At 49.1% G+C, this 26,235-nt stretch carries 20 protein-coding genes; 14 read left to right on the plus strand and 6 right to left on the minus strand.

Annotation, left to right across the window (positions count from 1 at the left end; all coding sequences use genetic code 11):
- Positions 1 to 7: 7 nt before the first annotated feature.
- Positions 8 to 2,287, minus strand: coding sequence for a phosphoenolpyruvate--protein phosphotransferase (ptsP, locus tag Q366_RS08520; protein WP_035238058.1), 2,280 nt, complete (start codon positions 2,285 to 2,287; stop codon positions 8 to 10).
- A 352-nt stretch (positions 2,288 to 2,639) separates the two neighbouring features.
- On the opposite strand from ptsP, the gene Q366_RS20805 reads away from it, so the two are divergent.
- Positions 2,640 to 5,399: an EAL domain-containing protein gene (locus Q366_RS20805; RefSeq protein ID WP_035238060.1), complete on the plus strand. Its 2,760-nt coding sequence runs from the start codon at positions 2,640 to 2,642 to the stop codon at positions 5,397 to 5,399.
- 22 nt (positions 5,400 to 5,421) lie between these two features.
- On the opposite strand, the gene Q366_RS08530 is transcribed toward Q366_RS20805, so the two are convergent.
- The 3 genes from Q366_RS08530 to Q366_RS08540 form a co-directional block, all read right to left on the minus strand.
- On the minus strand, positions 5,422 to 6,045 hold the full coding sequence (locus Q366_RS08530) for an Rpn family recombination-promoting nuclease/putative transposase (RefSeq protein WP_035238062.1): 624 nt from the start codon (positions 6,043 to 6,045) through the stop codon (positions 5,422 to 5,424).
- A gap of 131 nt (positions 6,046 to 6,176) precedes the next feature.
- Positions 6,177 to 7,529 carry an MATE family efflux transporter gene (locus Q366_RS08535; protein ID WP_051957922.1) on the minus strand — a complete coding sequence of 451 codons (1,353 nt, stop codon included), beginning with the start codon at positions 7,527 to 7,529 and terminating at the stop codon, positions 6,177 to 6,179.
- Positions 7,519 to 8,367, minus strand: a complete 849-nt coding sequence (locus tag Q366_RS08540) for a helix-turn-helix domain-containing protein (protein ID WP_035238064.1) — start codon at positions 8,365 to 8,367, stop codon at positions 7,519 to 7,521. Before Q366_RS08540 ends, Q366_RS08535 begins: the two co-directional genes overlap by 11 nt.
- A gap of 208 nt (positions 8,368 to 8,575) precedes the next feature.
- Between Q366_RS08540 and Q366_RS08545 the strand changes: the two genes are divergently transcribed.
- On the plus strand, positions 8,576 to 9,526 hold the full coding sequence (locus tag Q366_RS08545) for a ketopantoate reductase family protein (protein ID WP_211251877.1): 951 nt from the start codon (positions 8,576 to 8,578) through the stop codon (positions 9,524 to 9,526).
- A gap of 62 nt (positions 9,527 to 9,588) precedes the next feature.
- Here the strand turns inward: Q366_RS08545 and Q366_RS08550 are convergent, their stop codons facing one another.
- A complete protein-coding gene (locus Q366_RS08550; protein WP_035238066.1) occupies positions 9,589 to 10,530 on the minus strand; it encodes a cytidylate kinase family protein in 942 nt (313 codons plus the stop codon).
- Positions 10,531 to 10,954: 424 nt separating this feature from the next.
- On the opposite strand from Q366_RS08550, the gene Q366_RS22340 reads away from it, so the two are divergent.
- A complete protein-coding gene (locus Q366_RS22340) occupies positions 10,955 to 12,040 on the plus strand; it encodes a peptidylprolyl isomerase (RefSeq protein ID WP_035238068.1) in 1,086 nt (361 codons plus the stop codon).
- A 17-nt stretch (positions 12,041 to 12,057) separates the two neighbouring features.
- On the opposite strand, the gene mtgA is transcribed toward Q366_RS22340, so the two are convergent.
- Positions 12,058 to 12,765 (minus strand): monofunctional biosynthetic peptidoglycan transglycosylase, encoded by a 708-nt coding sequence (gene mtgA / locus Q366_RS08560; RefSeq protein WP_245619912.1) that lies wholly within the window; start codon positions 12,763 to 12,765, stop codon positions 12,058 to 12,060.
- Between the two features lie 465 nt (positions 12,766 to 13,230).
- On the opposite strand from mtgA, the gene Q366_RS20225 reads away from it, so the two are divergent.
- From Q366_RS20225 to Q366_RS08615, 11 genes are all read left to right on the plus strand, one after another.
- The gene (locus tag Q366_RS20225) at positions 13,231 to 15,345 is read left to right on the plus strand and encodes a hybrid sensor histidine kinase/response regulator (RefSeq protein ID WP_169742945.1); all 2,115 of its coding nucleotides are present in this window, start codon (positions 13,231 to 13,233) and stop codon (positions 15,343 to 15,345) included.
- Between the two features lie 66 nt (positions 15,346 to 15,411).
- A complete protein-coding gene (locus Q366_RS08570) occupies positions 15,412 to 15,717 on the plus strand; it encodes an Hpt domain-containing protein (RefSeq protein ID WP_035238197.1) in 306 nt (101 codons plus the stop codon).
- Positions 15,718 to 15,920: 203 nt separating this feature from the next.
- On the plus strand, positions 15,921 to 17,114 hold the full coding sequence (locus tag Q366_RS08575) for a PP2C family protein-serine/threonine phosphatase (protein WP_051957925.1): 1,194 nt from the start codon (positions 15,921 to 15,923) through the stop codon (positions 17,112 to 17,114).
- Between the two features lie 42 nt (positions 17,115 to 17,156).
- Positions 17,157 to 17,600, plus strand: a complete 444-nt coding sequence (locus tag Q366_RS08580; protein ID WP_035238070.1) for an ATP-binding protein — start codon at positions 17,157 to 17,159, stop codon at positions 17,598 to 17,600.
- Between the two features lie 36 nt (positions 17,601 to 17,636).
- Positions 17,637 to 17,969 (plus strand): STAS domain-containing protein, encoded by a 333-nt coding sequence (locus tag Q366_RS08585; protein ID WP_035238073.1) that lies wholly within the window; start codon positions 17,637 to 17,639, stop codon positions 17,967 to 17,969.
- Positions 17,970 to 18,016: 47 nt separating this feature from the next.
- Positions 18,017 to 18,766 (plus strand): sugar transferase, encoded by a 750-nt coding sequence (locus tag Q366_RS08590; RefSeq protein WP_035238075.1) that lies wholly within the window; start codon positions 18,017 to 18,019, stop codon positions 18,764 to 18,766.
- The gene (locus tag Q366_RS08595; RefSeq protein WP_051957926.1) at positions 18,766 to 20,343 is read left to right on the plus strand and encodes a WecB/TagA/CpsF family glycosyltransferase; all 1,578 of its coding nucleotides are present in this window, start codon (positions 18,766 to 18,768) and stop codon (positions 20,341 to 20,343) included. Before Q366_RS08590 ends, Q366_RS08595 begins: the two co-directional genes overlap by 1 nt.
- Complete coding sequence (locus tag Q366_RS08600) at positions 20,340 to 21,854, plus strand: nucleotidyltransferase family protein (RefSeq protein ID WP_035238077.1); 1,515 nt, start codon at positions 20,340 to 20,342, stop codon at positions 21,852 to 21,854. The genes Q366_RS08595 and Q366_RS08600 overlap by 4 nt, the downstream gene beginning before the upstream one ends.
- 24 nt (positions 21,855 to 21,878) lie before the next feature.
- A complete protein-coding gene (locus Q366_RS08605; RefSeq protein WP_169742946.1) occupies positions 21,879 to 23,690 on the plus strand; it encodes an oligosaccharide flippase family protein in 1,812 nt (603 codons plus the stop codon).
- A gap of 90 nt (positions 23,691 to 23,780) precedes the next feature.
- A complete protein-coding gene (locus Q366_RS08610; RefSeq protein WP_035238081.1) occupies positions 23,781 to 24,947 on the plus strand; it encodes a glycosyltransferase family 2 protein in 1,167 nt (388 codons plus the stop codon).
- A 34-nt stretch (positions 24,948 to 24,981) separates the two neighbouring features.
- Positions 24,982 to 26,229 (plus strand): glycosyltransferase family 4 protein, encoded by a 1,248-nt coding sequence (locus Q366_RS08615; RefSeq protein ID WP_035238082.1) that lies wholly within the window; start codon positions 24,982 to 24,984, stop codon positions 26,227 to 26,229.
- Positions 26,230 to 26,235 lie beyond the last annotated feature (6 nt).

Below are 26,235 nucleotides of genomic sequence, written 5' to 3' on the forward strand. Positions count from 1 at the left end.
TAAAACCTCATTTGCCGGGCCTGGTTTTCAACACCTCAGCGGCGTCCTTGACCCGGGTCTGGTCCAGTAGACGGCGGGCATACGCGCTTGCCCGGGAAAAACTTGTCTCCATGACAGTGGCCTGGACCCTGGGCAGGAATTTGGGGTCCACACTGAGGGTGGTGATACCCACGCCGATCAGAAAGGGGATGTGGTCCGGATCATGGGCCATCTCTCCGCACACGGACACGTCAATGCCGTGGCTGACAGCCGCCTTTACAATTTTTGCAATGCCACGGTTCACGGCGGGATGGTAAGGGATATAGTAGTCGGCCACCAGTTTGTTGCCCCGGTCCGCACCCAGCATATACTGGATAAAATCATTGGTGCCGATGGCGAAGAAATCGACCAGTTCTGCAAATTCATCTATGGTGGCAAGCACCGAAGGCAGTTCAATCATCATGCCCACGTCCGGGTCGTTTTTGTGGGGCACACCCTCCTGCACCATCTGGCGGATACATTGCGCCATGACCTGTTTTGCCGCCATAAATTCGTCAATGGAGGATATTAATGGAAACATCAGGCGGACCTTTTCCCTGCCATGGGCAGCCCTTAAAATGGCTTTGATCTGGGCCCGGAAAATCTGGCGGTGCTTCAGGGAAAAGCGAATGGAGCGCAAACCTAAGGCCGGGTTGGCCTCCTGGATAAAATCAGTGTGTTTGATGACTTTGTCTCCGCCGGCATCCAGGGTGCGCACCGTTGTGACGGTTCCGGGTTCAGTCTTGTCAAACAGCCCTTTATAAATGAGGTATTGTTCATCTTCCGAAGGAAAACCGGACCGGATCAGAAACGGGAATTCCGTACGGTAAAGGCCAATGCCTTCGGCTTTCAGTTCCCGGGCCAGGAGAATTTCACTGAGCAGGTTGATATTGGCAAGCAACCGGATGCGTCTGTTGTCAAGGGTGTAGGTGGCAGGCTGCATCTCCCGGGTTTTTGCCCGGTTTTCAGCCTCCTGTTTGGCCTTGAATATGGAAAGGGTGTTGTCGTCCGGATTGATATAAATATTGCCCTGGCCTGCATCCAGCAACAGCCGGGTGGTGTCGGGCAGATCTATAAAGACAGGATCATCGGCAATGATCAGCGGTATGGACAGGGACCGGGCAAGGATGGTGACATGGGAGGTGACGCCGCCGCCCACCAACACAATGCCCCGGATGCCGTCGGCGGTCAGTTTCATTATGTCCGAGGGATAAATGTCCTGGGTAACGAAAATAGTCCCCCTGTCAGCGGCTTTGGGCGTATGCACGGCCTTGAGATGGGACAGAAGACGTATGCCCAGGTCCTCAACATCCACGGCTTTTTCCTGCATATAGGCATGGGGATTATCTGAGAAAACTTTTATGTATTTCAGGGTGACCTGCTGGATGGCTGCCACAGGAGAGAGACCCTGTTCTACCAGTGCTTTCATTTTTCCTGTGAAATTTTTGTCCTTGAGCATCATGAAATGGGCAGTGAAGATCAAAGATTCGCTTTCCGGAAGGCTTGCGGTAAATTTATCCTGCAGATCCTTTAATTCATCAATGGTTTTTTCCACGGCAATTTGAAAATCAGCCAGGGAATAGGTGATATTGGATGTGTCCGCCTCAAAGAGGATGGCTTTGCGTTTTCTTCTCGAAGGCCGGATCATGCCAAATGCTAAGCCGTATCCGTCGGATTTGCCTTTAATAAAAGCAGGTAATGTTTTTGAAATGGTGTCTGCATCATCGCTTATATCCGCCGGTTCAGACGCCAGGGCCATAAGCAATCTTGCATTTTCAATGGCACCGGCCAGCTGGGTGGCAGCCGTTTTCAGTGCACGCTCATCAAGCAGGGTAAAATGGTCCATTTGTCGTTGCTGGACCACCAGAACGCCGATTTTTACCACTCCCCGCCGGATGGGAACACAAAGAAAAGAATTAAATGGTTCTTCTCCGGCATTGTCAAAATATTTGAAGCCCGGGCTTGTTCTTGCGTTTCCCACCCGCAGGATTTTGTCCCGGGAGAAGCACTGGCCCACCAGGCCTTCTCCGGGCAGCATCCGGATTCTGTCAACGGCTTCGGGCTTCAGACCCCGGGTGGCTTTCAGGACCAGTTCTTTGGAACGGGAGTCAAAAAGGTAGATGGAGCAGACATGGGCTTGGAGGTGCTTTGCCACAAGTTCACTGGCACCGGTCAGGAATGCTTCAATGTCTGATCCGCTGGTGATGATGGAGGCAAGTTCCCCCATGTCGAACAGCAGGTTGAGATGGTCGGGTTCTTTTCTATTCATATTTTTTGTTGCTCCACAGGGGGGGAAGGATGCCTGCCCCTAATACAAAGTTATTTCATCTGCGGTCCTAATCTAATTTGAAACAGTTCAAGATTCAACGAAAAAAGACAGGCCCAAAGCAGTTTGGGTGAACTGCAAACCGGTTTACAAAGGCCGGATTCTGCCGCCTTGTTTTATTTTGTCCCGCTTTTTAATTCTATACTAACAAATGGATGATAAAAATTGTTGGCTTATGAGAATTTATAACAACCTGATGCCATGCCAATTATTATTTCGGATATTGAAACCATGTGGGTGTTTATACATTAGAATGCTTCAATATCGTTAAAATAAATGGTGGGAGGGCTTACTTTTGAGTATTGTTGGAAATCTTCGGCTGCGTTATGTGTTTGGTTTAAGTGCCATTGCCCTTCTTGTGACAACCTCGTTTTTTACCATGCAGCATCTCATTTCAAAACAGCGTGATTTTTCCCAGCTGATCAATCTTGCCGGGCACCAGGCCGGCCTGACCAACCGCATTGCGTATTTTGCAAGCCTGATGGTTGCCACTGATGATGAAACCGAGTTCAACCAGGCCCGGAGCCAGGTGGGTCTGACCATTCATAAAATGCAGACTGCCCACAAGGCCTTAAAGGAAGGCGATAGTGAAACCCGGATTCCCAAAGTGACCAATGAAGCCCTGGAAACCATTTACAAAGACCCTAGGATGGGGCTGGACTCTGCCCTGCAACGGTTCCTGGAACGGGCTCAAAAGGTGTATGAAACAGATATGGACAGTTTGTCCATTGGATCCATTGACTATATATACCTGGTCAATTACGGCCCCCATGTGCTTGACCCTCTTTTGGATGCAGCGGTTGACGAATATGAACGCATAGGCAGAGCCGCCATTGTCAAGATAGAACGGTTTGAAGGGATTGTCTGGCTGACCGCCCTGGCGGCTTTGCTTCTGGAGGCTTTTTTTATTTTCAGGCCTTTGGAAAAACAGGTGCGCCAGGCCCTTAACTCCCTGCAGGCCTCTGTGATCCAGCTGACAGACACCCAACAGCGTCTGGTGGAAGCCCAGAAACTTGCCTTGGTCGGGGACTGGGAGATGGATGCGGCCACCGGGGCGCTGAGTTGCTCGGACCAGGTCTATGAAATTGTGGGAAGGCCCATGGGCACCGTTGAAATGAATCCCAAAAATGTACTTAAATTTATCCACCCCGATGATAAAAACATCGTCAAAAATCAGGTTAATGCCCTTGCCCAGAATCCGGATGCATTGAATATGGAGTTTCGGATAATCCGGCCGGACGGATCTGAACGCCTGGTATACCAGCAGGCTGCCTCTGCAAAGGGCAAGGATGGGGTTGTGGTAAAAATTTCAGGGACCATCCATGACATCACCGAGCGCAAGGAGTTGTCAAACAGACTGGACAAGCTGTCCCGGCATATCCCCGGATTTATTTTCCAGTATAAGCGTGACAAGAACAAAGCCGGGTGCATGCCCTATGTCAGCCGCGGGGTGCAGCAGACCTGTGGGGTCAGTGCCGACGTGCTCCAGGACGATGCCCGGGCACTTTCAGATCTTGTATATGAAGAAGATCTGCAAAAGGTCAGGGACAGCATTGATGCCTCGGCCATATCTTTAAGAACCTGGAAGTCCCAGTTCAGGATCAGGCATCCGGAAAAAGGAGAAGTCTGGCTGGAGGGCCATGCCACGCCGGAGCAAATGATGGACGGTGGTACCTTATGGTATGGCTATATCTGGGATATCACCGAACGAAGGCTGGCTGAAAACCGGATTAGACGACTGGCCCTTTATGACGCACTGACCGGTCTTGCCAACCGTCGCATGCTCATGGACAGGCTGGCCCATTCCGTTGCCTTGTCCGTCAGGAAAAAAGATTATGGTGCCGTGCTCATGCTGGATCTGGATAATTTTAAAAGCCTGAATGATACCAAGGGACACGATACCGGGGATGCCCTGCTTGTGGAGGTGGGCAGACGCCTTGGTGCCTGTGTCCGGGAAACAGATACCGTGGCCCGCCTTGGCGGGGATGAATTTGTTGTGCTTCTGGAGTGTCTGGGCCGTGATGAAATAATAGGCCATGAAAGAGCCATGGCTGTGGCAGAAAAAATCAGGGCGGAACTGAACCGGCCCTATATTCTGGGAGATGACCAGCATGTCCACCACACCAGTGCCTCTGTGGGGGTGGCCCTTTTCCACGGCAGGAACCGGGATGAAAGCGAGGTGCTCAAACACGCTGATGTGGCCATGTACGAGGCCAAGGACCTGGGCCGTAACCGCATCTGTTTTTATTCCAAGGCCCGTCAGGCCATTGTGGACACCAGAAGCGCCATGGCCCTGGATATGAAAACCGGCCTGGATAACGGTGAATTCAGCCTGTATCTTCAGCCCCAGGTCTCGAAAAACGGGATGCTGTGCGGGGCAGAGGCCCTGCTCAGATGGCTGCCCTGGAATAAATCGCCTGTCAGCCCGGAAGCGTTCATCCCTCTGGCCGAAAGTACCGGCCTGATTCTGCCTTTGGGGGAATGGGTTCTTAAACAGGCCTGCACCATGGTCATGGATATGGAAAAATACCAGCTTCCCGAAAATTTTGCCCTGGCCGTGAATATCAGTGCCTTGCAGTTTGCCGAAGATAACTTCATTAAAATCGTTAAACGGGTGTTTGATGAAACCGGTGCCACACCGTTACGATTGAAATTCGAACTTACCGAGACCAGTCTTGTCCAGGATATGGAACGTGCCAGAAACATTATGAAAGAACTTCGCACCATGGGACTGCAGGTTGAGCTGGATGATTTCGGTACCGGGTATTCCTCGCTGAACTCCATTAAAAATCTGCCCCTGACCGCACTGAAGATAGATGCCTCCCTTATCCGCGGCATTGAGACGGATGAGTCCAGCAAAGCCATTGTCCGCGCCGCCCTTGCCATGGCCCGGGCCATGTCTTTGAAAACCATAGCTGAAGGGGTGGAAACCCGAAGCCAGATGGATTATCTTGTTGCAGAAGAGTGCGATATGATCCAGGGCTACCTTGTCGCAAGACCCATGCCCTATGAGGCGTTTATCTCCTACCTGGGCCGGAAATTAAAAACCGCATGAGCCTGCCGGGTATCCTTGAACTTTATTTCAGCAGGGCCAGAATCTCCGAATTGTCTTTTGCTGTTTTTATGGTTTCTTTGATTTTGACAAGTATTTCCAAATCATCAATTTTGTTCACTGAGATCATCACAGTATCAATGTCCTCCGGAAACTTGAGGGTTATTCCCAGCTCAATGGTTTCTTTGAGGCCTTCCAACTTGCCTTCCAATTTACCCCTCTCTTCGCCTTCTTTCCGAAGTTTTTCTGCCAGAGTCATGATATATTCCCCCGTTGCTTTGGAGATAGCCTGCTCAGCCATCTCTTTTATTTCCTCCAAAGACAGTTCATCCTCATATTCCAACAGCTGAAGGTGGACATACTTGTCATTGTAGCTTTTATGTTCAAACAGCAGGTATATGAATCCGGCACTTCCATCCCTGAGCTTGACCCGGTAAAGTATGTCGGAATAACAGTCAGCCAGATCTTGATCAATAAAACTGTCCTTACTGATCTCCAGGGAGGACATCTCCACCAGATCCAGAACCTTACCCGGCAGATGGTTGGCTAAAAAGCTGTGGGCATTGTCCCGGTCACTGTAAATTTCCCGGATCAGTTTATCATGGGGATTGACTACCCCTATGGTATCTTTTATATCTTTGCCGGTCATTGTGAAATTTTATCCTGCTCTGCTGCTTCAGTCAAGATAGGGATCAGCGAGTTAGGGCATAAATTCCTATGGGAAGACAGGTCTCCGTAAGTTTCGCCTTAAATCTCCGTTGCGCAGGATCGCCTTATATATTAGGGATATGAGCCAGCGGCTTTTGTAAACAACCCCAGCGCCATAATAAAACTGACAAGCTCGGCAAGCGGCACGGCCATCCAGATGCCATTTACCCCCAGATAGTGCGGCAGCGCGATAATACACAGTGCAATCAGCAGGCTTCTGAAAAAAGAAAGTGCTGCCGAAATTCTGCCATTTGAAAGTGCGGTAAACATGGCTGAACCAAAGATGTTAAAGCCGATAAACAGAAAGGCGAGCGGAAAAATCAGAAATCCGGCTCTGGCGATGGTATATACCGTGGATCCTGGCGGTGAAAAAATGCCTGCCAGCATGCCGCCGGACACCAGAGTGACGGTGGTTGTGGCGAGCGACGCAGCGCCTGTCACACCCAGGCAGATCGCAATGATTTGTTTGAGTTTATCTTTGTCTCTGCGGCCATAATTATAGCTGATTACCGGTGCGACACCCATGGAAAAGCCAATGAAAAATGTGGAAAGCAGAAATTGCGTATATATCATAATGGTGATGGCTGCCACACCATCCTCTCCCAGTAACCGCATCATGGCAATATTGAATAAAAAAGTGGTCACTGCAGTTGCAAGCTGACCGACCATCTCGGAAGAGCCGTTGCAGATACTTTCTGCCAATACGCTGAAATTAAGCCCGGGTTTGCTGAAAAATAAGGTGCCCCGGCGGTTGCAGCAGAAAAAGACAAGCCCGGCAATGGCTGGAATCGCGTATCCAATACCGGTAGCCAGTGCTGCACCGGTGATGCCCATGGGAAAAACGATAATGAGCAGGTAATCAAAAAGCGCGTTTGCCAATCCCCCTGCCACACCAATCATCATGCCAAATCCAGGTCTTCCTGCTGTAACAAAAAGGCAGGCAAAAATCACCTGCAGCATGTTCATCGGAGTGAAAAACAGGAGTGTGCCGAGATAATCCCGGCAAAAAGGCAGAATTTGGGTGCTTGCGCCTAGTTTTTCCAGTAATGGATCGAGGAAAAGCAGTCCGCTGATCGCTATAACGATCCCTGTCATTGCAGCGGTGGCAACAATCAGAGAGAAATTGCCGCGGGCTTCAGCGAGCTTGTTGTTTCCCATCTTGCGTGCGATAAGCGCACTTGCGCCTGTGGCAAGCATGGTGGAAAGTCCAACGATGAGGTTTATTACAGGTGTTACAATATTGATGGCGGACAGGGCATCCGTGTTCACCCCCCTTGCAACAAAAATGATGTCCACAATTGTGTACAGGCCGAAAAAGAGCATCATAAAGATCGTTGGAGCGGCAAAACCCAGCAGCGTGTATGCATTGAAATCTTCTGCCAGAACATTCCCCGCTGTTTGTGTGTCTATGGCTTCAGAAGACATGACTGGTGGGCAAAAACATTTTTTGAGTCGGGTAGCCGAACTCCACAAGGTACTCCCCTCCGGTGAAACCAAAAGCCGTCAATGTCCTGCGGTGGCCCGTATCTGCCCGGTCTCCACAGCGGTAGGTTGTGGTGCTGATTGCCGGATGTGTGGTCATTACACTCATGGCTTTGGCAAGGTGTGCCTGCATGATTGCTCCCTGGCGATAAAACGGATGTATACCCAGAAAATCAATGTTTCCCGACGCGGGAGAGAGCATCATGATCCCTATGGCGCGATCTTTTTCTTTCATGATAAAGGCGTGCTGCCTGGCTATATAATTTTGCAGTGTGGCCGCGTGTTCGGCTTCGTTTAAACAGGGAAAGCCATCCACCACCAGCCGCACCAGGTGCATCCAGGCGGTTGTATCCTCCTTTCTGGCTGGTCGAATAAGGCTATGCCCAGAGCGTTTGGGGGGCGAATGCATGTCATGGACCGGCACCTTGATTTCAAATCGCATCTGCAGCGGATAGAATGTCCTGTTTTTCCGGAACCTGCCAGGAGGAAATTTGTACATGGCTTTAAAGATCATGGCAAATGCCTGCTGGCTCCCATAACCGGATTGCAAGGCGATTTCCAGGATGGGCAGTTCCGAATACACAAGCTGTCTTGCCGCTTCTGTCAGCCGCCGCCGCTGGATGTAGACATGCATCGGCAATCCCACTGTTTGGGTAAACAGATGATGAAGGTAATAACGGGAATAGCCCAGGCGTCTGGCCACCTTTTCAAGCGCCAAAGGCGTTCCGAGATGGGCTTCGATATGGTTGATCGCGGCAATGATTATTTCTATGGGCGTCATGGTATTGACCTGTAAGGGATAAACAATAAAAAACGTCTGGTTTATACTTTATATTGAATGGGCTGTCTTCATCATTCTTGCGGTTTTTTATGGTACCAATGAACCCTTTCATGTCCTGGCGCCCCTGCAAAATCAGCTTTTGATAACCGGTGTAAACTGGTATAAATGCTGGCTGTTAAGTTGATAAACCTAAAAAAGGTCATGAAACATGTTGAAATTCATAGAAAGAATCGCCATTTTCGGGGCTGGAGCCATGGGCGCAGCATATGCCGGTTTATTTACAGACAACTCAGATATCCGTGTTTGCTTTGCAGCCCGGGGGGATCGTTTTGCCCGCCTTGAAGGTGCCACCATCAACGTTAACGGCAGGGACTACACGATTCCCGTGGTACATCCCGGCCGGGTGAATTGCCCCTTTGATCTGGTGTTGGTCGCCTTGAAACACCACCATCTGACAGAACCGGTGCTCAACGATATCAATGCACTCACAGGGCCGGACACCCTGATCCTTTCCGTGATGAACGGGCTTGAAAGTGAAAAACTGCTCGGTCATGCCTGCGGCCAGGAAAAAATCGTTCCTGCCATTGCCGTCGGCATTGATGCGGTGCATCATGGAAATAACCGTTTTACCTTTGCCAATCCAGGGAAAATTATATTCGGAAATGATCCGGTTCTTCCCCATGCAGATCACACAGATCGGTTGAAACTGGTAAAAACCGCCTTGGATCTGGGTGGCATTCCTAACGAAATTTCACCGGATATTCTCAGAAACATGTGGTGGAAATTTATGGTCAACGTTGGCGTAAACCAGGCTTCTGCCGTGCTTGGTGCGCCCTACGGCATTTTCCAGAAAGTGCCTGAAGCCCGGGCACTGATGGTTGCACTGATGCAGGAGGTGGTGACCCTGGCCCGGCACAGGGGCGTCAATCTTCAGTCGTCCGACATTGACCAGTGGGTGGACATACTCAATACCTTATCCCCGGACGGAAAAACATCCATGCTCCAGGATATGGAGGCCAAAAGAAAAACAGAAGTGGAAATTTTTGCGGGTGCTGTTGAGGTTATGGGCAAAGAGGACGCAATTGCCACACCTGTGAACAGCATTTTTTTAAATCTGATCCGGGTGAAAGAAAAAACCACGGCCGGCAAGGTAGGCTAAATGCGGCGGTGGTATAGGAAAAAAGGCGGCGTTTCACATGCCGCCTTTTTTTATCAGGTTTATCAGGCATGGCTGGCGGAAACAAGGCGGGCATCTGCCGCTGCACGATTCATAAAGGCCGGGCGGCGTTCCGTCACCCTTGCGTAAAGCTGTTCATACTGCTTTATAATAGGTGCCAGGGTCGGGGTTTTGAAATAATTGCTCCCCGGAAGAATATCTGTTTTGTAAAACAGCCTGCCGGTCCGGGTATTGACCTTGTTTACCCCGTTAACGGACTGGACAAGGCTTGCCAGTTTTTTCCCGTACCTGGAAAACATCAGTACGGGTTTGTGGACAACAAGATTCACCTGGTCATGCCGTGCGGCCACGGAAACGGGGTGGCCCTTTTCCGCCATAAGGCGTGAGACATCAGCGGCCAGGGCAAACTCCTGGGGCGTCATCTCCTCTTTTTTATTTAATGCTGCATTGGAGATCAGTTCAATCAGATCGCTTTGTCCGGTGGTGGTCACATTAACAACGCCGTCGCAATCCATTGGTCTGCGGCTTTCAGCCGAACGCAGGTAAAGGGACCAGCGTAAAAACGCTTCGTCGCTGCTATCCAGCTTCGTTTTTGTGTTAATACCTGCGTCATTGTCAGTTTCGCGCTGTATCTTCCGGTTTCTGAAACTTTTTGGCGCTGTGACCAGAATGTGAAGCCCCAGTTCAGAAGGTATCAATTTGCCCAGAAATCCACTGACAACAACAGGACCCTGTTTGATTTTATCAGCCAGAACAGATTTTACCGCTGCAATACACCTGGCTTTAGCCGGGGTATACCGGTCTGCAAAAGGCGGATCTTTAAAAATACTGTTTTCAATGCTGCTTTTTTTCAAATTGTACATTTGGGCTGCCGTATCAATGATGTCCTGGTCGTATAATACTTTACATCCCAGTATGTCTGCCGCCTTTTGCGCCAGTTGCGCTTTGCCTGTGTACGCTCTTCCAAAAAATGTGATGACACTCATGCCTGCCTCCTTGTTAAATAAAGACTAATAAAGATTAATAAAAACTAAAGCAACTATTGTACCGAAAATATAGATCAACATAAGTGCTTTAATTTAAATGAAATAATTTCGTTTCCAGTCGTTTGGTATTGTTTTTATGAAAAGTTGCATTCTGCAACAAACCCCATGGTTAAATTATAATTTGCTATAAATTCAGATAGATTGCCCTGTGTTTCATATTTGAATGCCGGATTGAATTTTGCAACATTTCGGCGTGAATTTTGGCTGGTCAGACCGCGTCCATTTTAAAGGCATTTGTGTTTTGGAAGAAACATGTTAATATCCGATCCCAAATTGAATTCAAAGGGTACCGGGAATCCGGACCGTAAATCTCAACGGGTCCAGTTAACCGGCAACATAAAAAGTAAAATTCAGGATACACCAAATGAAATATAATACTGACACGGCCCGGCTAAACCATGGCTCCTTTTTCTGCCTGTGCACTCAAATCTGTGCTAAAATATTCAGATTTGTCCTGGTCTGGGGGATTCTTTTTTCTTTGACCATGATCCCTCCCGGTGCCATGGCCCAAGGCGAGGCTGATCTTGCAGACGGTCTGTATGCAAAAATGAATACGGATAAAGGGACTATTCTTCTCCGGCTTTATTACAAACAGGCCCCGTTGACTGTTACCAATTTTGCCGGGCTTGCTTTAGGCAAAATGGATACGGATGTTAAAAAGGGCGAAAAATTTTACAATGGACTGACATTTCACCGGGTGATCCCGGATTTCATGATCCAGGGCGGGGATCCCGAAGGCACGGGCCGGGGCGGGCCGGGATACCAGTTCCAGGACGAATTCAGCCCTGAATTAAAACATGATAGCCCCGGTATTTTGTCCATGGCCAATGCCGGCCCAGGCACCAATGGCAGCCAGTTTTTCATTACCCACAAAGCCACCCCCTGGCTGGACGGCAAACACACCGTGTTCGGTAAGGTCGTCAGGGGCATGGCGGTGGTCAATGCCATTCAAAAAGGGGATAAAATTAAGACTGTTGAGATCCTGGCAATAGGGGATGAGGCCAAGGCTTTCAGAACAGACCAGGCTGGATTTGATGCCATGATTACAAACAGGCATGCAAAAGATATGGAAGCGTTTAAAGAACAGATGCATGAAAAATATCCCGATGCCGTGGAAACCGAATCCGGTCTGATGTATGTAACGGTAAAAGAAGGAACCGGCCCTGCCGTTACCTCCGGTGCCACGGTGCAGGTGCATTATACAGGGCGGTTCACCAACGGCAAAAAATTTGATTCCTCCAGGGACCGGGGCAAACCCATTGAATTCGTCCTTGGCAAGGGGCAAGTGATCAAAGGCTGGGATATCGGGATTGAAGGCATGAAAAAAGGCGAAGCCCGGCAACTTCTGATTCCTTATTCCCTGGCATATGGGGAGAAGGGGTATCCTGGTGTGATCCCCCCTAAGTCCACCCTGATATTTGACGTAGAACTGGTAGGCGTCCAACAGTAAATAATCGGGGCACCCAGTTATTCTTTCAGCACCGGCATGTTTTTCATTTGTTTTAAGATGCGGCGTTGGCGCTGCCGGACATGGGGGCCGGGGGTGACCGCAGACCATTTATGGGGGCTTGGCAAAATGGCGGCCAGGAGAGCGGCCTGTTCAGCCGTTAACTCTTTGGTATCGCAGGAAAAATAGGCCCTGGCCGCAGCCTGGGCCCCCACATTGGCCCTTCCCCAGTCCACGGTGTTAAGATACATCTCCAGAATTCTTTTTTTATTCCAGAGCAGTTCAATCATGACCGTGTACCAGGCTTCGGCAAGTTTTCTGACCAATGTTCGGCTCGAGGGAAGAAACAGGGAGCGGGCCGTCTGCATGGTGATGGTGGAAGCCCCCCGAAATCCTTTGCAGGTTATGATGTCCCCAAGGGCATTTTTTATTTCCCTGAAATCAAATCCATGGTGGCACATGAAACGCTGGTCTTCGGAGGCCAGCACTGCCTGCCGGAGATACGGCGAGATCTGCCCAAGGTCTTTCCATTCATAGGACCTGGGTTTGAACGGCATCTTTTTGCGGGCAGCAATGGCCTTTTCATATACCATATTGACCGTGAAAGGCGGATTGAAAAACCTGAAAGCGAGGACCTGGAGAAAGGTGGCTGCCACCACGGCAACCACCAGTCCGGCAATGGCTTTTCTTATCCGGACCATTAAATTTTTTTTCAGATTTTTATTCATTATATAAACTATGGTTCGCATAAAATATAACATCAAGTTGTTACAAAAAAAAACTTGATAGTCGAGTAAAAAAGGCGTAAGTCTGACAAACAGGCCATGAAAATCATAGAGAATCAAATTTTCCGAATCAAGAGCATTCCACGTACGATGAGATAAATCGGCTGTGCGAGCTTATATCTGGCATCAAAAAAAACGAACAAAGGCCGTTAGAATAATTTGATTAGCCCCGACGAGGCGTGCCTGACGTAAACGCCTCTTTCAGATGGGACCTGGGGCCCCCCGCTCTTCGGGTGGAATTCTCACTTGCCCGATTGGATCGAGATGGCAAAACGAGCAGATAAATTAAAAAATAGATGTCAAGAGGTGGCAATTGTTTTTATCCTCATTTCCCTGGTCTTTATAGGGGGATTGGGTACTTCCCTGTACGGATTTTATCGTTATGAATCTCATATACAGTTCGGGATAATGTCACAGGATCTTAAGACGACTGTTAATCTTCATCGGAAGATTGCCGACAGCACCTTGAAAGATGTAGCTACAGATCTGATTTTGCTTTATAGAGATAGCCGGATACCTGATTTTCTTCTTAATCCTTTAGGCCCCCAGCGTTCGGCTTTGATCCGGTATTTTTTAGATATGGCAGATGTCAAAGGCCGCTATGATCAGATTCGCATCCTATCGACTGAGGGGCAGGAGTTGATCAGGGTGGACTACAATAACGGTCGGCCCCAGGAAGTCACACGATCCCAGTTACAGCAAAAATCCAACCGGTATTATATAACCGATTCATTGTGTCTGGCACCCGGCCAGATTTATGTATCTCCCTTGGATTTGAATATTGAACACGAAGAGATTGAGTTCCCTTTTAAACCCGTGTTGCGCATAGGAACGCCGTTGCTTGACGCCCATAAAACAAAAAAAGGGGTTTTAATACTTAACTATCTGGCCAATGAGCTCTTTACTCATTTAAAACAAGCATCCCAAGGCAATTTAGGAAGTTTATATATGCTTAACAAGCAAGGTGATAGCCTAATGGGGCCCGATCCAGGTGGATTGTGGGGATTTATGCTTCCTCAAAATAAAACCAATAGCTTTAATCAACGTTATGCCGAAGCGTGGCAGCAAATTCGGAATAATGAAAAGGGCTTCTTTCAAACCGCCCAAGGCTTATTTGCTTTTGATACGTTTTATTTCCAGTTACCTACTCAGGTAAGCCATAAAAACGTCCCCTCGTGGAAGTTGGTGGACGTTATTTCCATACCGGTGTTTCAAAAATCAATGGATCGGCTAAAAAAAAACATCCTGTTCCTGTTTTTGATACTGTCTTTTATTCTGCTTTGTGTTAGTTGGATGGTGGCAGACATTGTAGTCGCGCGGCGAATGGCCCAGCGGTCGTTACTTATATCCAAGGCCAACGCCGAGTCTGCCAATAAGGCTAAAAGCCAATTTGTAGCCAGCATAAGCCACGAGATCCGAACACCCATGAATGCGATTATCGGGATGGCTGACCTTTTAGGTGAAACGGTTCTGGATGCTAAACAAACCAAGTATGTGAAGGTCTTTAAATCGGCCGGAGAAACGCTTTTAAGGCTTATCAACGATATTCTGGATATGTCCAAGGTTGAAGCCGGTTATCTGGAGATTGAACATATCGACTTTGATCTTGACGTGATCCTTACGCATATTCAGGATGTTTTTGCCCACAGGATTAAAGAAAAATCCCTGGGATTTGAGATTCATAAAAATTTTGAAATTCCAAAAAGACTTATGGGCGATCCTTCCCGCATTGAGCAGATTTTGTTCAACTTGGTCGGTAATGCGGTCAAATTCACGAACACGGGTAGCATCCGCTTAGATGTAACTGTACTAACGCCGGGCAGCGAAGATACAGAGAAATCAAGCCTTCTTTTTTCAGTGGCTGACACGGGGATCGGAATCCCTCCTGATAAACTGGAGATGATTTTTGACCGATTTGTTCAGACAGATGCAACGGTCACACGTAAATACGGGGGGACCGGCCTTGGATTGACCATCTCAAAAATGCTTGTCACCTTAATGGGTGGCCGCATATGGGTTGAAAGCACACTTGGTGAAAAGACGACCTTTTACTTTACAATACCTTTGGTCACAGCAGACCAGCCCCCCAAAAAAGCCGATGAAGCGGCAAATGATGTGCTGGATATTAAGGATATGCCGGCCGTCAGGATTTTGCTGGTCGAAGATTCACCGGAGAACCGCATGCTGATCCAGGCGTTTCTTAAACAGATGCCTTACGATATAGACATTGCCGAAAACGGCTGGATTGCCGTAGAAAAATATATATCCCAAAATTATGACCTCTTGTTGATGGATATGGAAATGCCTGTGATGGATGGGTATACTGCCACTGCAAACATAAGGGCCTGGGAAAAGGAACATGGGAAAAAAAGGACCCCGATTATAGCTTTGACAGCCCATGCCATGGCAGAGCATAAAAAGAAAAGCCTTGACGCGGGGTGCAGCGCCTATTTGAGCAAACCCGTCAAAAAACAAATACTCTTGGAAACTATTCAAAATCAAATACAAGACCGGCTGAAGTAGTTTCTAAAAAAACTGAAAAAACCGGCGCGTTGCCGGATTCTTCATTTGAAAAACAAGGAAGGTAAATTGGAATCAAAAAAAAATATTGTATACGCAGATCCCGATATCAGCGACCTGATCCCCGGCTTTCTCGAGAACAGGCAAAAAGAGATCCAGACCATCAGTGAGGCACTTATTAGAAAAGAGTATGAGACCATTCGTATCATTGGCCACAGCATGAAAGGATATGGGGCCGGATATGGGTTTGATGAGATTTCAGACATCGGAGCAGCCATGGAAAAAGCGGCTGAGAAAGCGGATACACAGGGCATTCAACAAGAATTCATCAGACTTGAAACGTATTTAAAAAATGTTCAAGTTGTCTACAAATAGCCGGACACTGCCGGGCGTCTTTGGTCCGAAATTGGTAAAAACATGCATTGGATTTGGCGTTGTCTTGAAGGAAAAGCTGCTTTGTGATACATAAAAAAGTCAAATAAATCGGTTCTGTTCTCACTCATTATCGCAGTAGCAAATAACCCAAAAGGCGCAGCAACAGGGTCAAAAAAGATTGGATCAGCATGAATGGAAACAAGATGTCGGAAACGATACTCGTTGTGGATGATATGGTGGATAACCGCAATCTGTTGCGGGTTATCCTGAAAAAGCAAGGGTACGAGATTGTGGAATCGGCAGACGGGGAAGCAGCCATCGCCACCTGCATGCAAACACTGCCGGACCTGGTTCTTCTGGATATCGTGATGCCCAAGAAAAACGGATATGAGGTCTGTGACGAACTTAAAGATAATGAGACAACCCGGGATATTCCGGTTATCTTTTTGTCTGCCAGGAACGAAGCGGCAGACAAGATCCGGGGACTGGAACTGGGGGCTGTGGACTATATCACCAAGCCGTTTGACAAAGGCGAAGTGATCGCCCGGGTCAAGACCCAGCTCCAGATTTACAAACTGACCCGGTCTCTTGTGGCGGCGAACCGGCAACTGACTGAGAACCAGAAAAAAATCGAAGAAGACCTTAAAGCGGCGGGCCATATCCAGAAAAGCCTGATTCCATCGGATGCCCCCAAAACCCGGAATTTTAATTTTGCCTGGTGTTTTGTTCCCTGCGAGCATATCGGCGGCGATATTTTCAACTTCCACCATCTGGATGAAAACCATTTGTCGGTTTATATCCTTGATGTCAGCGGCCACGGGGTACCGTCGGCCATGGTTACCGTATCAGTCCACCAGCGGCTGCAGCCGGGAATCGGCGGGCTCACCAAACAGATCACCGACACCCCGCCCTATTACACCATCGTACCGCCATCAAAAGTGCTTGATCAACTGGACCATGAATATCCCATGGAGCGTTTTGATAAGCATTTCACCATGGCCTACCTGATTCTAAATACGCAGACCGGGGCCATCCGGTATACCAGTGCCGCCCATCCGATGCCCGTGCTGGTGCGTGCCTCGGGGGAAATCGAACTGCTCGACATGGGAGGATCCATTGTCGGCCTTGGGGGGATTATTCCCTTTGAAGAAGGCGAAATCACGATGCACAAAGGCGACCGGCTTTACCTGTATACCGACGGGATTGTAGAATTTTTTAACGAGGCCGGCGAAGCATATGGAGAAGATCGTTTTTACAGCAATCTGATGAAATACAATGGGGAGGCGCTTGAGCAAACTTGCCGGCAGATGGTGGAATCGTTGAATCATTTCGGAGGCGAACGTAAGGCACAAGACGACATTACCCTGGTGGCCATTGAATGTTGTCAAACAGTATAGGGGAGGGGGGCGGCTGATTTTTCGCCTGAACGGATTTAACCCATGGAATATCAAACCATTGCAATTACCATTGAAAGCCGGATCGAAAATATTTCCCTGGCGGGTATGGTGATCAAAACGTTGTGCTCGGCTGCCAAGCTTTCCGAAATGGACGCCTATATGGTGGAAGTCTCGGCGGTAGAGGCCGTCACTAACAGTATCCAGCATGCATACGCAAATGAGCCGGGGCATGATGTACAGATTGTTTTTTCTTTGGATGCTGGCGGAATTACCATCAAAATCTGCGACAGGGGGATCCCCCTTGATCCTCAGATACTGGAACAAAAAAAGATGTCGTCCCTGGAAGTGAATCCCGACGACATCGAGGGCATCCCCGAAGGAGGCCGGGGGCTTGCCATCATCAACGAAGTCATGGATCGTGTGGCATACACATCTGATCAGGGAAAAAACTGCATGATCATGGAAAAAAGGATTGAAAGCCCATAGACCAACAGCTTGTTCAGTGGAAAAGGAGAATTTACCATGGAAATACGCAAAGAAACGATTCAGGACGTGGATGTGCTGGCATTGGAAGGCCGGCTGGATGCCTCGTTGGCAAAGCAATTAAAATCCCAAGTTCAGGATTTGATCGGTGCCGGCCGGATTAACATGGTCGTGGACCTGGAAGCGGTCGACTTTCTGGACAGTTCCGGGTTGGGCAGCCTGGTGGCCGCACTGCGATCCGTGAACAAACTTAACGGGGATATTAAACTTGCATCCCTCCAGGAACCGGTGCGCGTTATTATCGAACTGACCCGGCTGCACCGGGTTTTTGAAATCTTCGGCAATGCAGCGGAAGCCGTGGAAAGTTTCTGACGGGTGTTTGATGACGTCTCACCGGGTTGAATCAAGGAGACAAAAAGATGGAACCCAATCAAGAGAATAGGGCGCCCCACACCGATTTCTCACAAGAACTCTATCGTAAATATGCCCGGGGCGGTATCCGAATGGCCGGTCTGCGCGCCCGGTCCTATTTTTTCTTCAAGAAGTACAGCTGGATCGTGGTGGTTGAATCGACCTATTTTATCAAGCGGCTTTTCGATATCCTGGTATCGGCCATCCTGATGATTGCCCTGGCGCCCCTGTTTTTGGTTACAGCACTGGCCATCTTCGTCGAGAATCCCGGGCCGATTTTTTACAACCAGGTTCGGGTCGGCAAATGGGGCAGAACCTTCACCATGGCCAAATTCAGGTCCATGGTCGTCGGAGCGGATAAGATGAAAGACGAGCTGCTGGATCAGGACGAATCCGGCGGCGTTATTTTTAAAATGAAACACGATCCCAGGGTCACCCGGGTGGGCCGCATTATCCGCAAGCTATCCATTGATGAACTGCCGCAGCTATGGAACGTCTTCAAAGGGGATATGTCCCTGGTGGGTCCCCGGCCGCCGGTTCCCCGGGAAGTGGCCGAGTACGAATACTCGGACCGCAGAAGGCTTGATGCCATTCCCGGTATTACCTGCATTTGGCAGGTGAGCGGGCGAAGCGATATCAATTTCGAAGGACAGGTGAAGCTGGATGTCCGGTACATTGAGAACCAATCCTTCTGGGGCGATATAAAATTGCTGTTTAAAACGATTCCGGCGGTGCTGTTCGGAAAAGGAGCTTATTGATGAACCGCGAAACCATCATTATCCTTGGCATTCCGATAGACAACCTGGACATGGACGCCACAGTGGATCGTATTTTCTCCATGATCGAATCTTTTAAATCAGACAGCGTGGCCCGCCAGGTGGCAACGGTTAACGTCGATTTTGTGGTCAACACCCTGACCTGGCGCCTGGACCGGATCCGGCACCCGGAATTGATCGACATTTTGCGGCGTGCCGATCTGGTAACGGCCGACGGCATGCCCATTGTCTGGATCAGCAGGCTATTGGGAAATCCCCTGGGCGAACGAGTCACCGGGGCGGATTTGGTGCCACGCCTGGCCGAACACGCCGCCAGCCAGGGCAAATCAATCTACTTTCTCGGAGGCAGAGAAGGGGTAGGCCAATCAGCGGCGGAGGCACTTACAAAGCGATATCCCCAATTGCAAATCGCCGGCATTGATTCGCCATTTGTCCATGTGGAAAACGAATCCCTGGAATGGGCTGCCGAAGACGACCTGCCTGTCATTGCCCGCATTAATCAGGCAAAGCCGGACATCCTGTTGATTGCCTTCGGCAATCCCAAGCAGGAAGTCTGGTTCCACCGCAATCGCAATCGGTTGCAAGTACCGGTATCCATCGGTGTCGGCGGTACGTTCGAATTTATCGTGGGGACGGTGCGGCGGGCTCCGCCATGGATCCAAAAAACCGGTTTTGAATGGCTGTTCCGTATCACCCAGGATCCAAAACGGCTTTGGAAAAGGTATTTTGTCGGATTTTTTAAATTTGGGCTCATGGTGCTGCCTGCCATTATGTATCACCGCTACCGGCGTATGGTGGCGGGGTCCGGTGAAGCCGGCGATCCGGATTCCCTTTCCGGTCATACCGAACCTGTTCAGGCCGAACCTGTTCAGGAAACCAGTTGTTGTTGCTTCAGGATCATCCGGATGCCCAGGCGTTTTGATGTCTCTTTTTTGCACGGCAATGGTGGAGGAACGCTGGAGGCACAATCCGCCAATGCACAACTGGTGCTTGATTTCAATGATACGACGTTCATTGATTCTTCTGGGCTGGGACTTCTTGTGCGACTGTGGCGCCAGACATCCCAAAACACCCGGACAATTTTTTTTCTCAACATCGGCCCTGTCCTTGAAAGATTTTTCAAATTGAACCGAATGTGGGACCTTTTTAAAGATCATATTTTTTCTGATTTTGAAGAGATCACCGCATCCATGAAAGATGCCGGCACACGTTTACCCTTTTCCTATGCCGTTCAGATCGAACCCGGCTTTAACATATTAAAATTATACGGCCGATTGGATGCGGCCCAGATGTCCGCCCTGGATCTGGAGGCAATGCTGAACGACATAAGCCAAAGCCATGCTATCCTTGATCTGGAAGAACTGGACTTTGTGGACAGTTCCGGGCTGGCTTTGTTCATCAAGCTTCAAAAGCCCCTGGCCCAGGCGGAAAAGCAATTGATCCTTTGCAACCCCAAGGACCCTGTCAAACAGATGCTTCGCATCACCCGGCTGACAAAGCTGTTTGCGCTCACACCCGATCTGCCGTCTGCTGAAAAACGATTGGAGCAGTCCCTATGAAAGCATTGATTTTTCCGGCCGGATCGCCTGATCGCCTGGCCCCCATGACCCAGTGGATGCCCGAAGCCCTGCTGCCCATTGCCAACAAACCAATGGTGGCGCACCTACTGGAACTGTTGGCGCGCAGTGATGTGCGTCAGGCTGTCATGGCGGTGCATCATATGCCCTATGAAACCGAATCCTATTTTGGCCGGGGAGAACGGTGGGGCCTGGATATTTCGTATTGCCTGCTAAAGCAGGCGGGGAATCTGTCCAAGGTATTAAAGCGCGCATGGTCGCAGATTCAAGATGATGTAATGATTCTGCCCGCCAATACCATAACCGATCTTTCGCTTTCAGCGCTGGCTCAGATCCATGCGCAAAGCCAGACCGATTTAACCTTGTCCATGGTTCGATCCAAAGCACAAAAAGATAAGGTGGTTGCCCTTACCGATGAAATGCCCGGCAGCGGTGCACTCTTGGGAACGGCGGTGCTTTCTGTTGATGGGGCAATGCTGGCCATGGCCGAACCATCTATCATGGATATGACCGGTCTTGCCCGTCAATTCCGTGAACATGGACGAAGCAGCGTAGTCTATCATACCGACTTCACCATGAAAACAATTGAATCCCCAGGCGATTACCTGGCGGCAAACCAATTAGCCCTCAGGGGAGCGTTTAACGGATTGATTTTACCCGGCGAAGAGGTGAGAACCGGGATACGGGCCGGGATAGGGGCACGGATTCATCCGCAGTGCAAACTCGTTGGCCCGGCAAGCCTTGGGAACAGTTGCGGCCTCAGCCGGGATGCGGTCATCGGCCCGGACGCGGTCATCGGTGAAAAGGTGGTGGTCGACCGGGGCGCTGTGGTAGAGAACAGTGTAATTTTTCCCAATACCTATGTCGGCTCTCATACCGAGGTCCAAAACTCGGTCATCTGGAAAAAATCAATGTTCAACGTAAAACGGGGTGTCGAAGTGTATGTGGAAGATGACATCATCCTGGGCGACATGGACAAACCGTTTCTGGCCAATCAATTGGATCGGGCCTTTAACCTGGCCACGGGGTTATTTTTCACGCTTTGTGCATTCCCGTTATGGGGCGTATGCTTTCTCTACCATCTGGTCTTTCCGGGCAAAGCGTTTTTTCAGACTGAAATTCGCTACGGCAAATATGAAGTCAGCAATCTTCAAGGCGCGGTGCAACCCAGGCCGTTTGTTCATTATACGTTTCAAAGCCGTCACTGGTGGATCCGTAAACTGCCCGGCTTGTTCAATGTGATCAAAGGGGAGATGAGCATGGTGGGAAATGCGCCGTTGAGCAGTGAGCAATTAGACCTTTTGGACGAGGAGTGGCAAACCCTGCGGGCAAAAGCGCCGGTAGGGTTGTTTCATTTATGGGAAGCTGAAGGCCAGCCAAACCCGTCCTGGGACGAACAACTGGTTTCCGAAGCCTATTATGCCGGAAGTCGCACGATGTGGGGCGATGTCGGAATTCTGTTGAAATGCCTGATGCCTAAAAAACGAGCCTGAACCATGGAAAATCAAAGGATAAAGGTGTCTGATCAACGTCCCGTATCCCCGTCAGGCGACAGCATCACAACGGGGATGGCGGTGGGGATGCTGACTACATTCGTACACCTGGTCAGCAGGCTGCTGCTTGTGCCTTTGATCCTTCATTTTGTCCCCATGGCCCATTACGGCCTTTGGACCATCTGTTTTGTCATTCTTTCCTATGCCGGTATGAGTGCTTTTGGGATTCAAAATGCGTATATCAAATATGTGGCAAAATATTGGTCCCTTGGGGACCGAAACGCCATTAACATCCTCATTTCCACCGGCCTTACCGTCATGGGGATTGCCTCTTTGTTGATTTATTTTACCATCAGCTTAGGCGTTCCGCTTATCTTGGGACTCTTTCATGTGGAAAAACAGATGCATGCCCTGGCAGGTTTCATGATCCGGGGCACTGCCGCCGCCTTTCTATTGGAAATTTGGCTGGGCGCCTTTAAGGCCTCTTTGGAAGGCCTGCAGAAGATCACCTTAACCCGCCTGAACTGGCTTTTTGCCACGTTATCAGAGATCGTTCTTATTTTTATTTTTTTCATGATGGGATACGGGATACATGGCGTGGTCTTCGCCTATATCATCAAAACCATCTTTGAGATGGGCCTTCATCTCATCTTTGCGTTTCGCCATATTCCTTCTTTGTCTCTTAGACCGATGCTGAACAGACAAGCCTTTAATGCCCTCTTTGTGTACGGTGGGAAGGTCCAGGGCCTTGGCATTTTAGGACTGTTCCTCGGCACCTTTGACCGCCTGGTGATTACCGCTATGATCGGGCTGGAAGCGACAGCATTGATTGAGATCGGCCGAAAACTGCCCTTCACGGCCCGGCGCATCAGCGGTGCGGCCTTTGCCCCATATCTGCCGGCAGCCTCTTCCCAGGACCATTATTTTGAAAAGGGAAAGTGGCCCACCACGATGGAAAAGATGCGAAAATACAGTGCCCTGTTTACCATCGGCCTGATCATCGCGGCATGGGGGATGGTGCCCTGGGGGGGCAGCGTTTTACAGGACGCGTTTCAACAAGGAAAGTTTTTTTCAACCCCCTGGGGATGGTTGCTGGCCGGTGCTGTGCTGTTTTCCGTCTATCCGGGGATTTCCCTTGTCAAGTGGGCTTACCGCTTTGTCCGGCATGGGGAGACGCTGTGTTCAGATACCATTCGTGATCTCTATCTTTCCGGGTCTGGTCAGATCAACCTCATCAACGGGATTATTTACGGCTACTTGATTGCAGCAGCCCCCCAACTGCTTTTTGCCTGGGTGGGTCCGGAGGGGACAAAAGCTTACACCATTACCATTATTATTGCAGCGGCAACCGTGATTCATTTAACGACCGGCATTGGCACAGCCATCTTAAAAGGGGTTGACCGTACCGGCAGGGAGCTGGAATACACCTTGATCCAACTGGCTCTGGCCCTGGTGTGGATTCCGGGATTTGCCGCTTACGGCGGGCTCATGGGAGCCGTATGGGGTACTGCTTTAAGCCTGATCATCCCTTCTGTTTTTTTCGTTTGGCGGGGAAACGTTTTTTTTCAAGTCTCCTTTTCCTTGTATGTCAAAAAAAACATACGTCCCTGCCTGGCGCCTGTTTCAGCGGCCGTATTGATTGCCGCACTGCTTGGGTTGATGCCGCCCCTTTCCAGGTGGTTCACCCTCCTTGAAGTGATGATTGCAGGGCTTTTTTACCTTTTGATGACGGCTGTCTTTTTAAAATTATGGATCTTCACCGATGATGAGTGGCAAAAAATCATCTCGCCATTGGGGAAGATCAAAGCAAAATTTTTACCGAGGGTTATGCCATGAACCAACTCAGCGACAATCATCAGGAGCCTTTCGCCATCCATACATGTCCAGGCTGCCAGTCTAAAATTTCTTAATAGTAAGGGGAACACAATGGACATTGATTGCGTCATCATTGGTGTAAATTCCGAAAAAACCCTCGGCGATTGTATTCAAAGCATCATTAACAGTGAATATACCCAGGGCCGGCTGCATATTTACTATGTGGACGGCGGCTCCACGGACAACAGCGTTGCCGTTGCATCCGCCTTTGGTCAAGTGATTGTGATTCAGTTAAATCCTGAATATCCAACCCCGGGGTTAGGAAGAAATGCAGGCTGGAAAAAAGGCGTATCCCCCCTTGTCCATTTTTTTGACTCCGACATTGTCGTTGATCCCGGCTGGATAGAAAAAGCTGCCAACGCAATGAAAGGCAACATCGGTGCGGTAAGAGGCAATCTTAACGAGCGATACCCCCAAGCCTCCATTTTCAACTGGATCGGCGAATTGGAATGGAATGCACCGCCGGGCAAATGTGACAGCTTTGGCGGCATCGTCATGCTCCGCCGCGCTATTTTAGAAAAGACCGGTGGGTATGACGAAGTGCTTGTTGCAGGAGAAGATCCCGAGTTGAGCCAGAGAGTTAAATTCCTGGGCTGGGATATCCTCCACCTTGATGAGCCCATGTGCAGCCACGACCTTGCCATGATGAAGGTAAGACAATATTGGAAACGCGCATATCGAACAGGTTATGGGTATGCAGCAGTCGTATTAAGACTGCTTGTGATGAGGCTGAAACGGTTTGCGGCAAAAGGCATTGGAAAAAAGTTAATACAGCGGGCACAAAAAATTTCAGGCAGGCCGCTGATGCAGACCGGATTAAACGACACGGATGGCACGGCTGAAATATCCTTTAACAATTTCTGGCTCTATGAGTGCATACGCATTAAAATTCGCGGGGGAGGATTTGTTTTTTTTACCCTGCTCTCTATCCTGCTTCTGCCATGGGCTGTTCAGTCAAAAGGTATGGCCGGGTTAATGATCCTCATGGAGACCTTGGCGCTCTTACTTTTGTTTTATCCGCTTTTTTTCAGAATCTCATGGTTCATGGCAGATAAAAAATTAGATCGCGCCAAGGCTGAAATTTATGCAACCCATTGCTCTCTTGTTGTCATTCCTGAATATTTCGGAATGCTGCGTTTTTTTGCAGGCCTTATATTTAACAAACCGTTAAAAAATAAACGGGCCAGGTTGGGAACGGGCGTATCTAAAAAAATATGATTACGGCGATATTACATCCACAGGGAAAACCATCATGGCAGATTCAAAAACGTTAGCGCATACATCACAGGCAAACGGATTAAAACTTGGCTATCTTTCCAGCGAATACCCCGGTATTTCCCACACATTCATATTCAGGGAGATAAAGACGCTGAGAGAACAGGGAATTTCTGTGTTTACCGCGTCTATCCGGAAACCTGCCCACATAGATAAAATGACATCCGAAGAGAAAAAAGATTCCCAAAACACGATTTACATAAAAAGTTCGTCCATTCCACACATAATAGCCAGCCACAGGTCTTTGATAAAAAAGAGTTTCAAAAGCTATCTGGCCATGCTGGCCAAGTCGGCTTCATTTACCGTTAAAGCGCCCCACTCCGTTCTCAAAGGGATCGGATATTTTATTGAAGCGGGAATTTTGTTGTCCTGGATGCATAAAACCGGTTTAAATCATGTACATGTCCATTTTGCCAATCCGGCGGCAACGGTGGCAATGGTTGCCTCCTGTTTCGGCACGATATCCTTTAGTGTGAGTGTGCATGGACCGGATATATTCTACAATGTCGATACGGCACTGCTTGTCCAAAAGGTAAAACGCGCTAAACGGATCAGATGCATAAGTCTTTACTGCAGAAGCCAGTTGATGCGAATCATACCCTACAGCATGTGGGAAAAGCTTGATATTGTAAGGTGCGGCATTGATCCGGACACATTTTCACCCAGGCCCGAACCTGACAACGAAATTCCTGAAATTTTATGTGTCGGGCGCCTTGTGCCGGCCAAAGGCCAGCACATTCTTTTATCGGCCTGCGGTCTGTTAAAAAAACGCGGCATTCAATTTTCCCTTGTTTTTGTGGGCGATGGAGAAGATCGCCCATCGCTGGAACATCTGGCTCAACAGCTGGGTATTAACAATCAGGTTACGTTCACAGGCGCCATAGGGCAAGACCAGGTGGTTCAATATTATAACAGGGCTGATATCTTCGCCCTGGTCAGTTTTGCAGAAGGGGTGCCTGTGGTGCTTATGGAGTCCATGGCCAAGCAGGTTCCCTGTGTCTCAACAAATATTACAGGCATACCTGAACTCATTGAAAATTCAAAAACCGGGATGTTGTTACAACCCTCGGATGTTAAAGGGCTTGCCCATGCACTTGAAATCCTTATCGCGGACAAAGAATTGAGGATAGAGCTTGGCAAACAAGGCCGTACCAAGGTTATTGAGTATTACAACCTCTCCGCCAACTGCCGGATGATGGCCGGTTTTTTCAAAAACTTTTTATAGGGTTTA

This window comes from Desulfobacter vibrioformis DSM 8776 (assembly GCF_000745975.1).
Taxonomy (GTDB): Bacteria; Desulfobacterota; Desulfobacteria; order Desulfobacterales; family Desulfobacteraceae; genus Desulfobacter; species Desulfobacter vibrioformis.

Excerpts from the sequence above, each read along its gene's own strand:
- ptsP (WP_035238058.1), bottom strand. The coding sequence starts at position 2,287 with ATGAATAGAAAAGAACCCGACCATCTCAACCTGCTGTTCGACATGGGG.
- Q366_RS08530 (WP_035238062.1), bottom strand. The coding sequence starts at position 6,045 with ATGACCGGCAAAGATATAAAAGATACCATAGGGGTAGTCAATCCCCAT.
- Q366_RS08535 (WP_051957922.1), bottom strand. The coding sequence starts at position 7,529 with ATGTCTTCTGAAGCCATAGACACACAAACAGCGGGGAATGTTCTGGCA.
- Q366_RS08540 (WP_035238064.1), bottom strand. The coding sequence starts at position 8,367 with ATGACGCCCATAGAAATAATCATTGCCGCGATCAACCATATCGAAGCC.
- Q366_RS08545 (WP_211251877.1), top strand. The coding sequence starts at position 8,576 with ATGTTGAAATTCATAGAAAGAATCGCCATTTTCGGGGCTGGAGCCATG.
- Q366_RS08550 (WP_035238066.1), bottom strand. The coding sequence starts at position 10,530 with ATGAGTGTCATCACATTTTTTGGAAGAGCGTACACAGGCAAAGCGCAA.
- Q366_RS22340 (WP_035238068.1), top strand. The coding sequence starts at position 10,955 with ATGAAATATAATACTGACACGGCCCGGCTAAACCATGGCTCCTTTTTC.
- mtgA (WP_245619912.1), bottom strand. The coding sequence starts at position 12,765 with ATGAATAAAAATCTGAAAAAAAATTTAATGGTCCGGATAAGAAAAGCC.
- Q366_RS20225 (WP_169742945.1), top strand. The coding sequence starts at position 13,231 with ATGTCACAGGATCTTAAGACGACTGTTAATCTTCATCGGAAGATTGCC.
- Q366_RS08575 (WP_051957925.1), top strand. The coding sequence starts at position 15,921 with ATGTCGGAAACGATACTCGTTGTGGATGATATGGTGGATAACCGCAAT.
- Q366_RS08580 (WP_035238070.1), top strand. The coding sequence starts at position 17,157 with ATGGAATATCAAACCATTGCAATTACCATTGAAAGCCGGATCGAAAAT.
- Q366_RS08585 (WP_035238073.1), top strand. The coding sequence starts at position 17,637 with ATGGAAATACGCAAAGAAACGATTCAGGACGTGGATGTGCTGGCATTG.
- Q366_RS08590 (WP_035238075.1), top strand. The coding sequence starts at position 18,017 with ATGGAACCCAATCAAGAGAATAGGGCGCCCCACACCGATTTCTCACAA.
- Q366_RS08595 (WP_051957926.1), top strand. The coding sequence starts at position 18,766 with ATGAACCGCGAAACCATCATTATCCTTGGCATTCCGATAGACAACCTG.
- Q366_RS08600 (WP_035238077.1), top strand. The coding sequence starts at position 20,340 with ATGAAAGCATTGATTTTTCCGGCCGGATCGCCTGATCGCCTGGCCCCC.
- Q366_RS08610 (WP_035238081.1), top strand. The coding sequence starts at position 23,781 with ATGGACATTGATTGCGTCATCATTGGTGTAAATTCCGAAAAAACCCTC.
- Q366_RS08615 (WP_035238082.1), top strand. The coding sequence starts at position 24,982 with ATGGCAGATTCAAAAACGTTAGCGCATACATCACAGGCAAACGGATTA.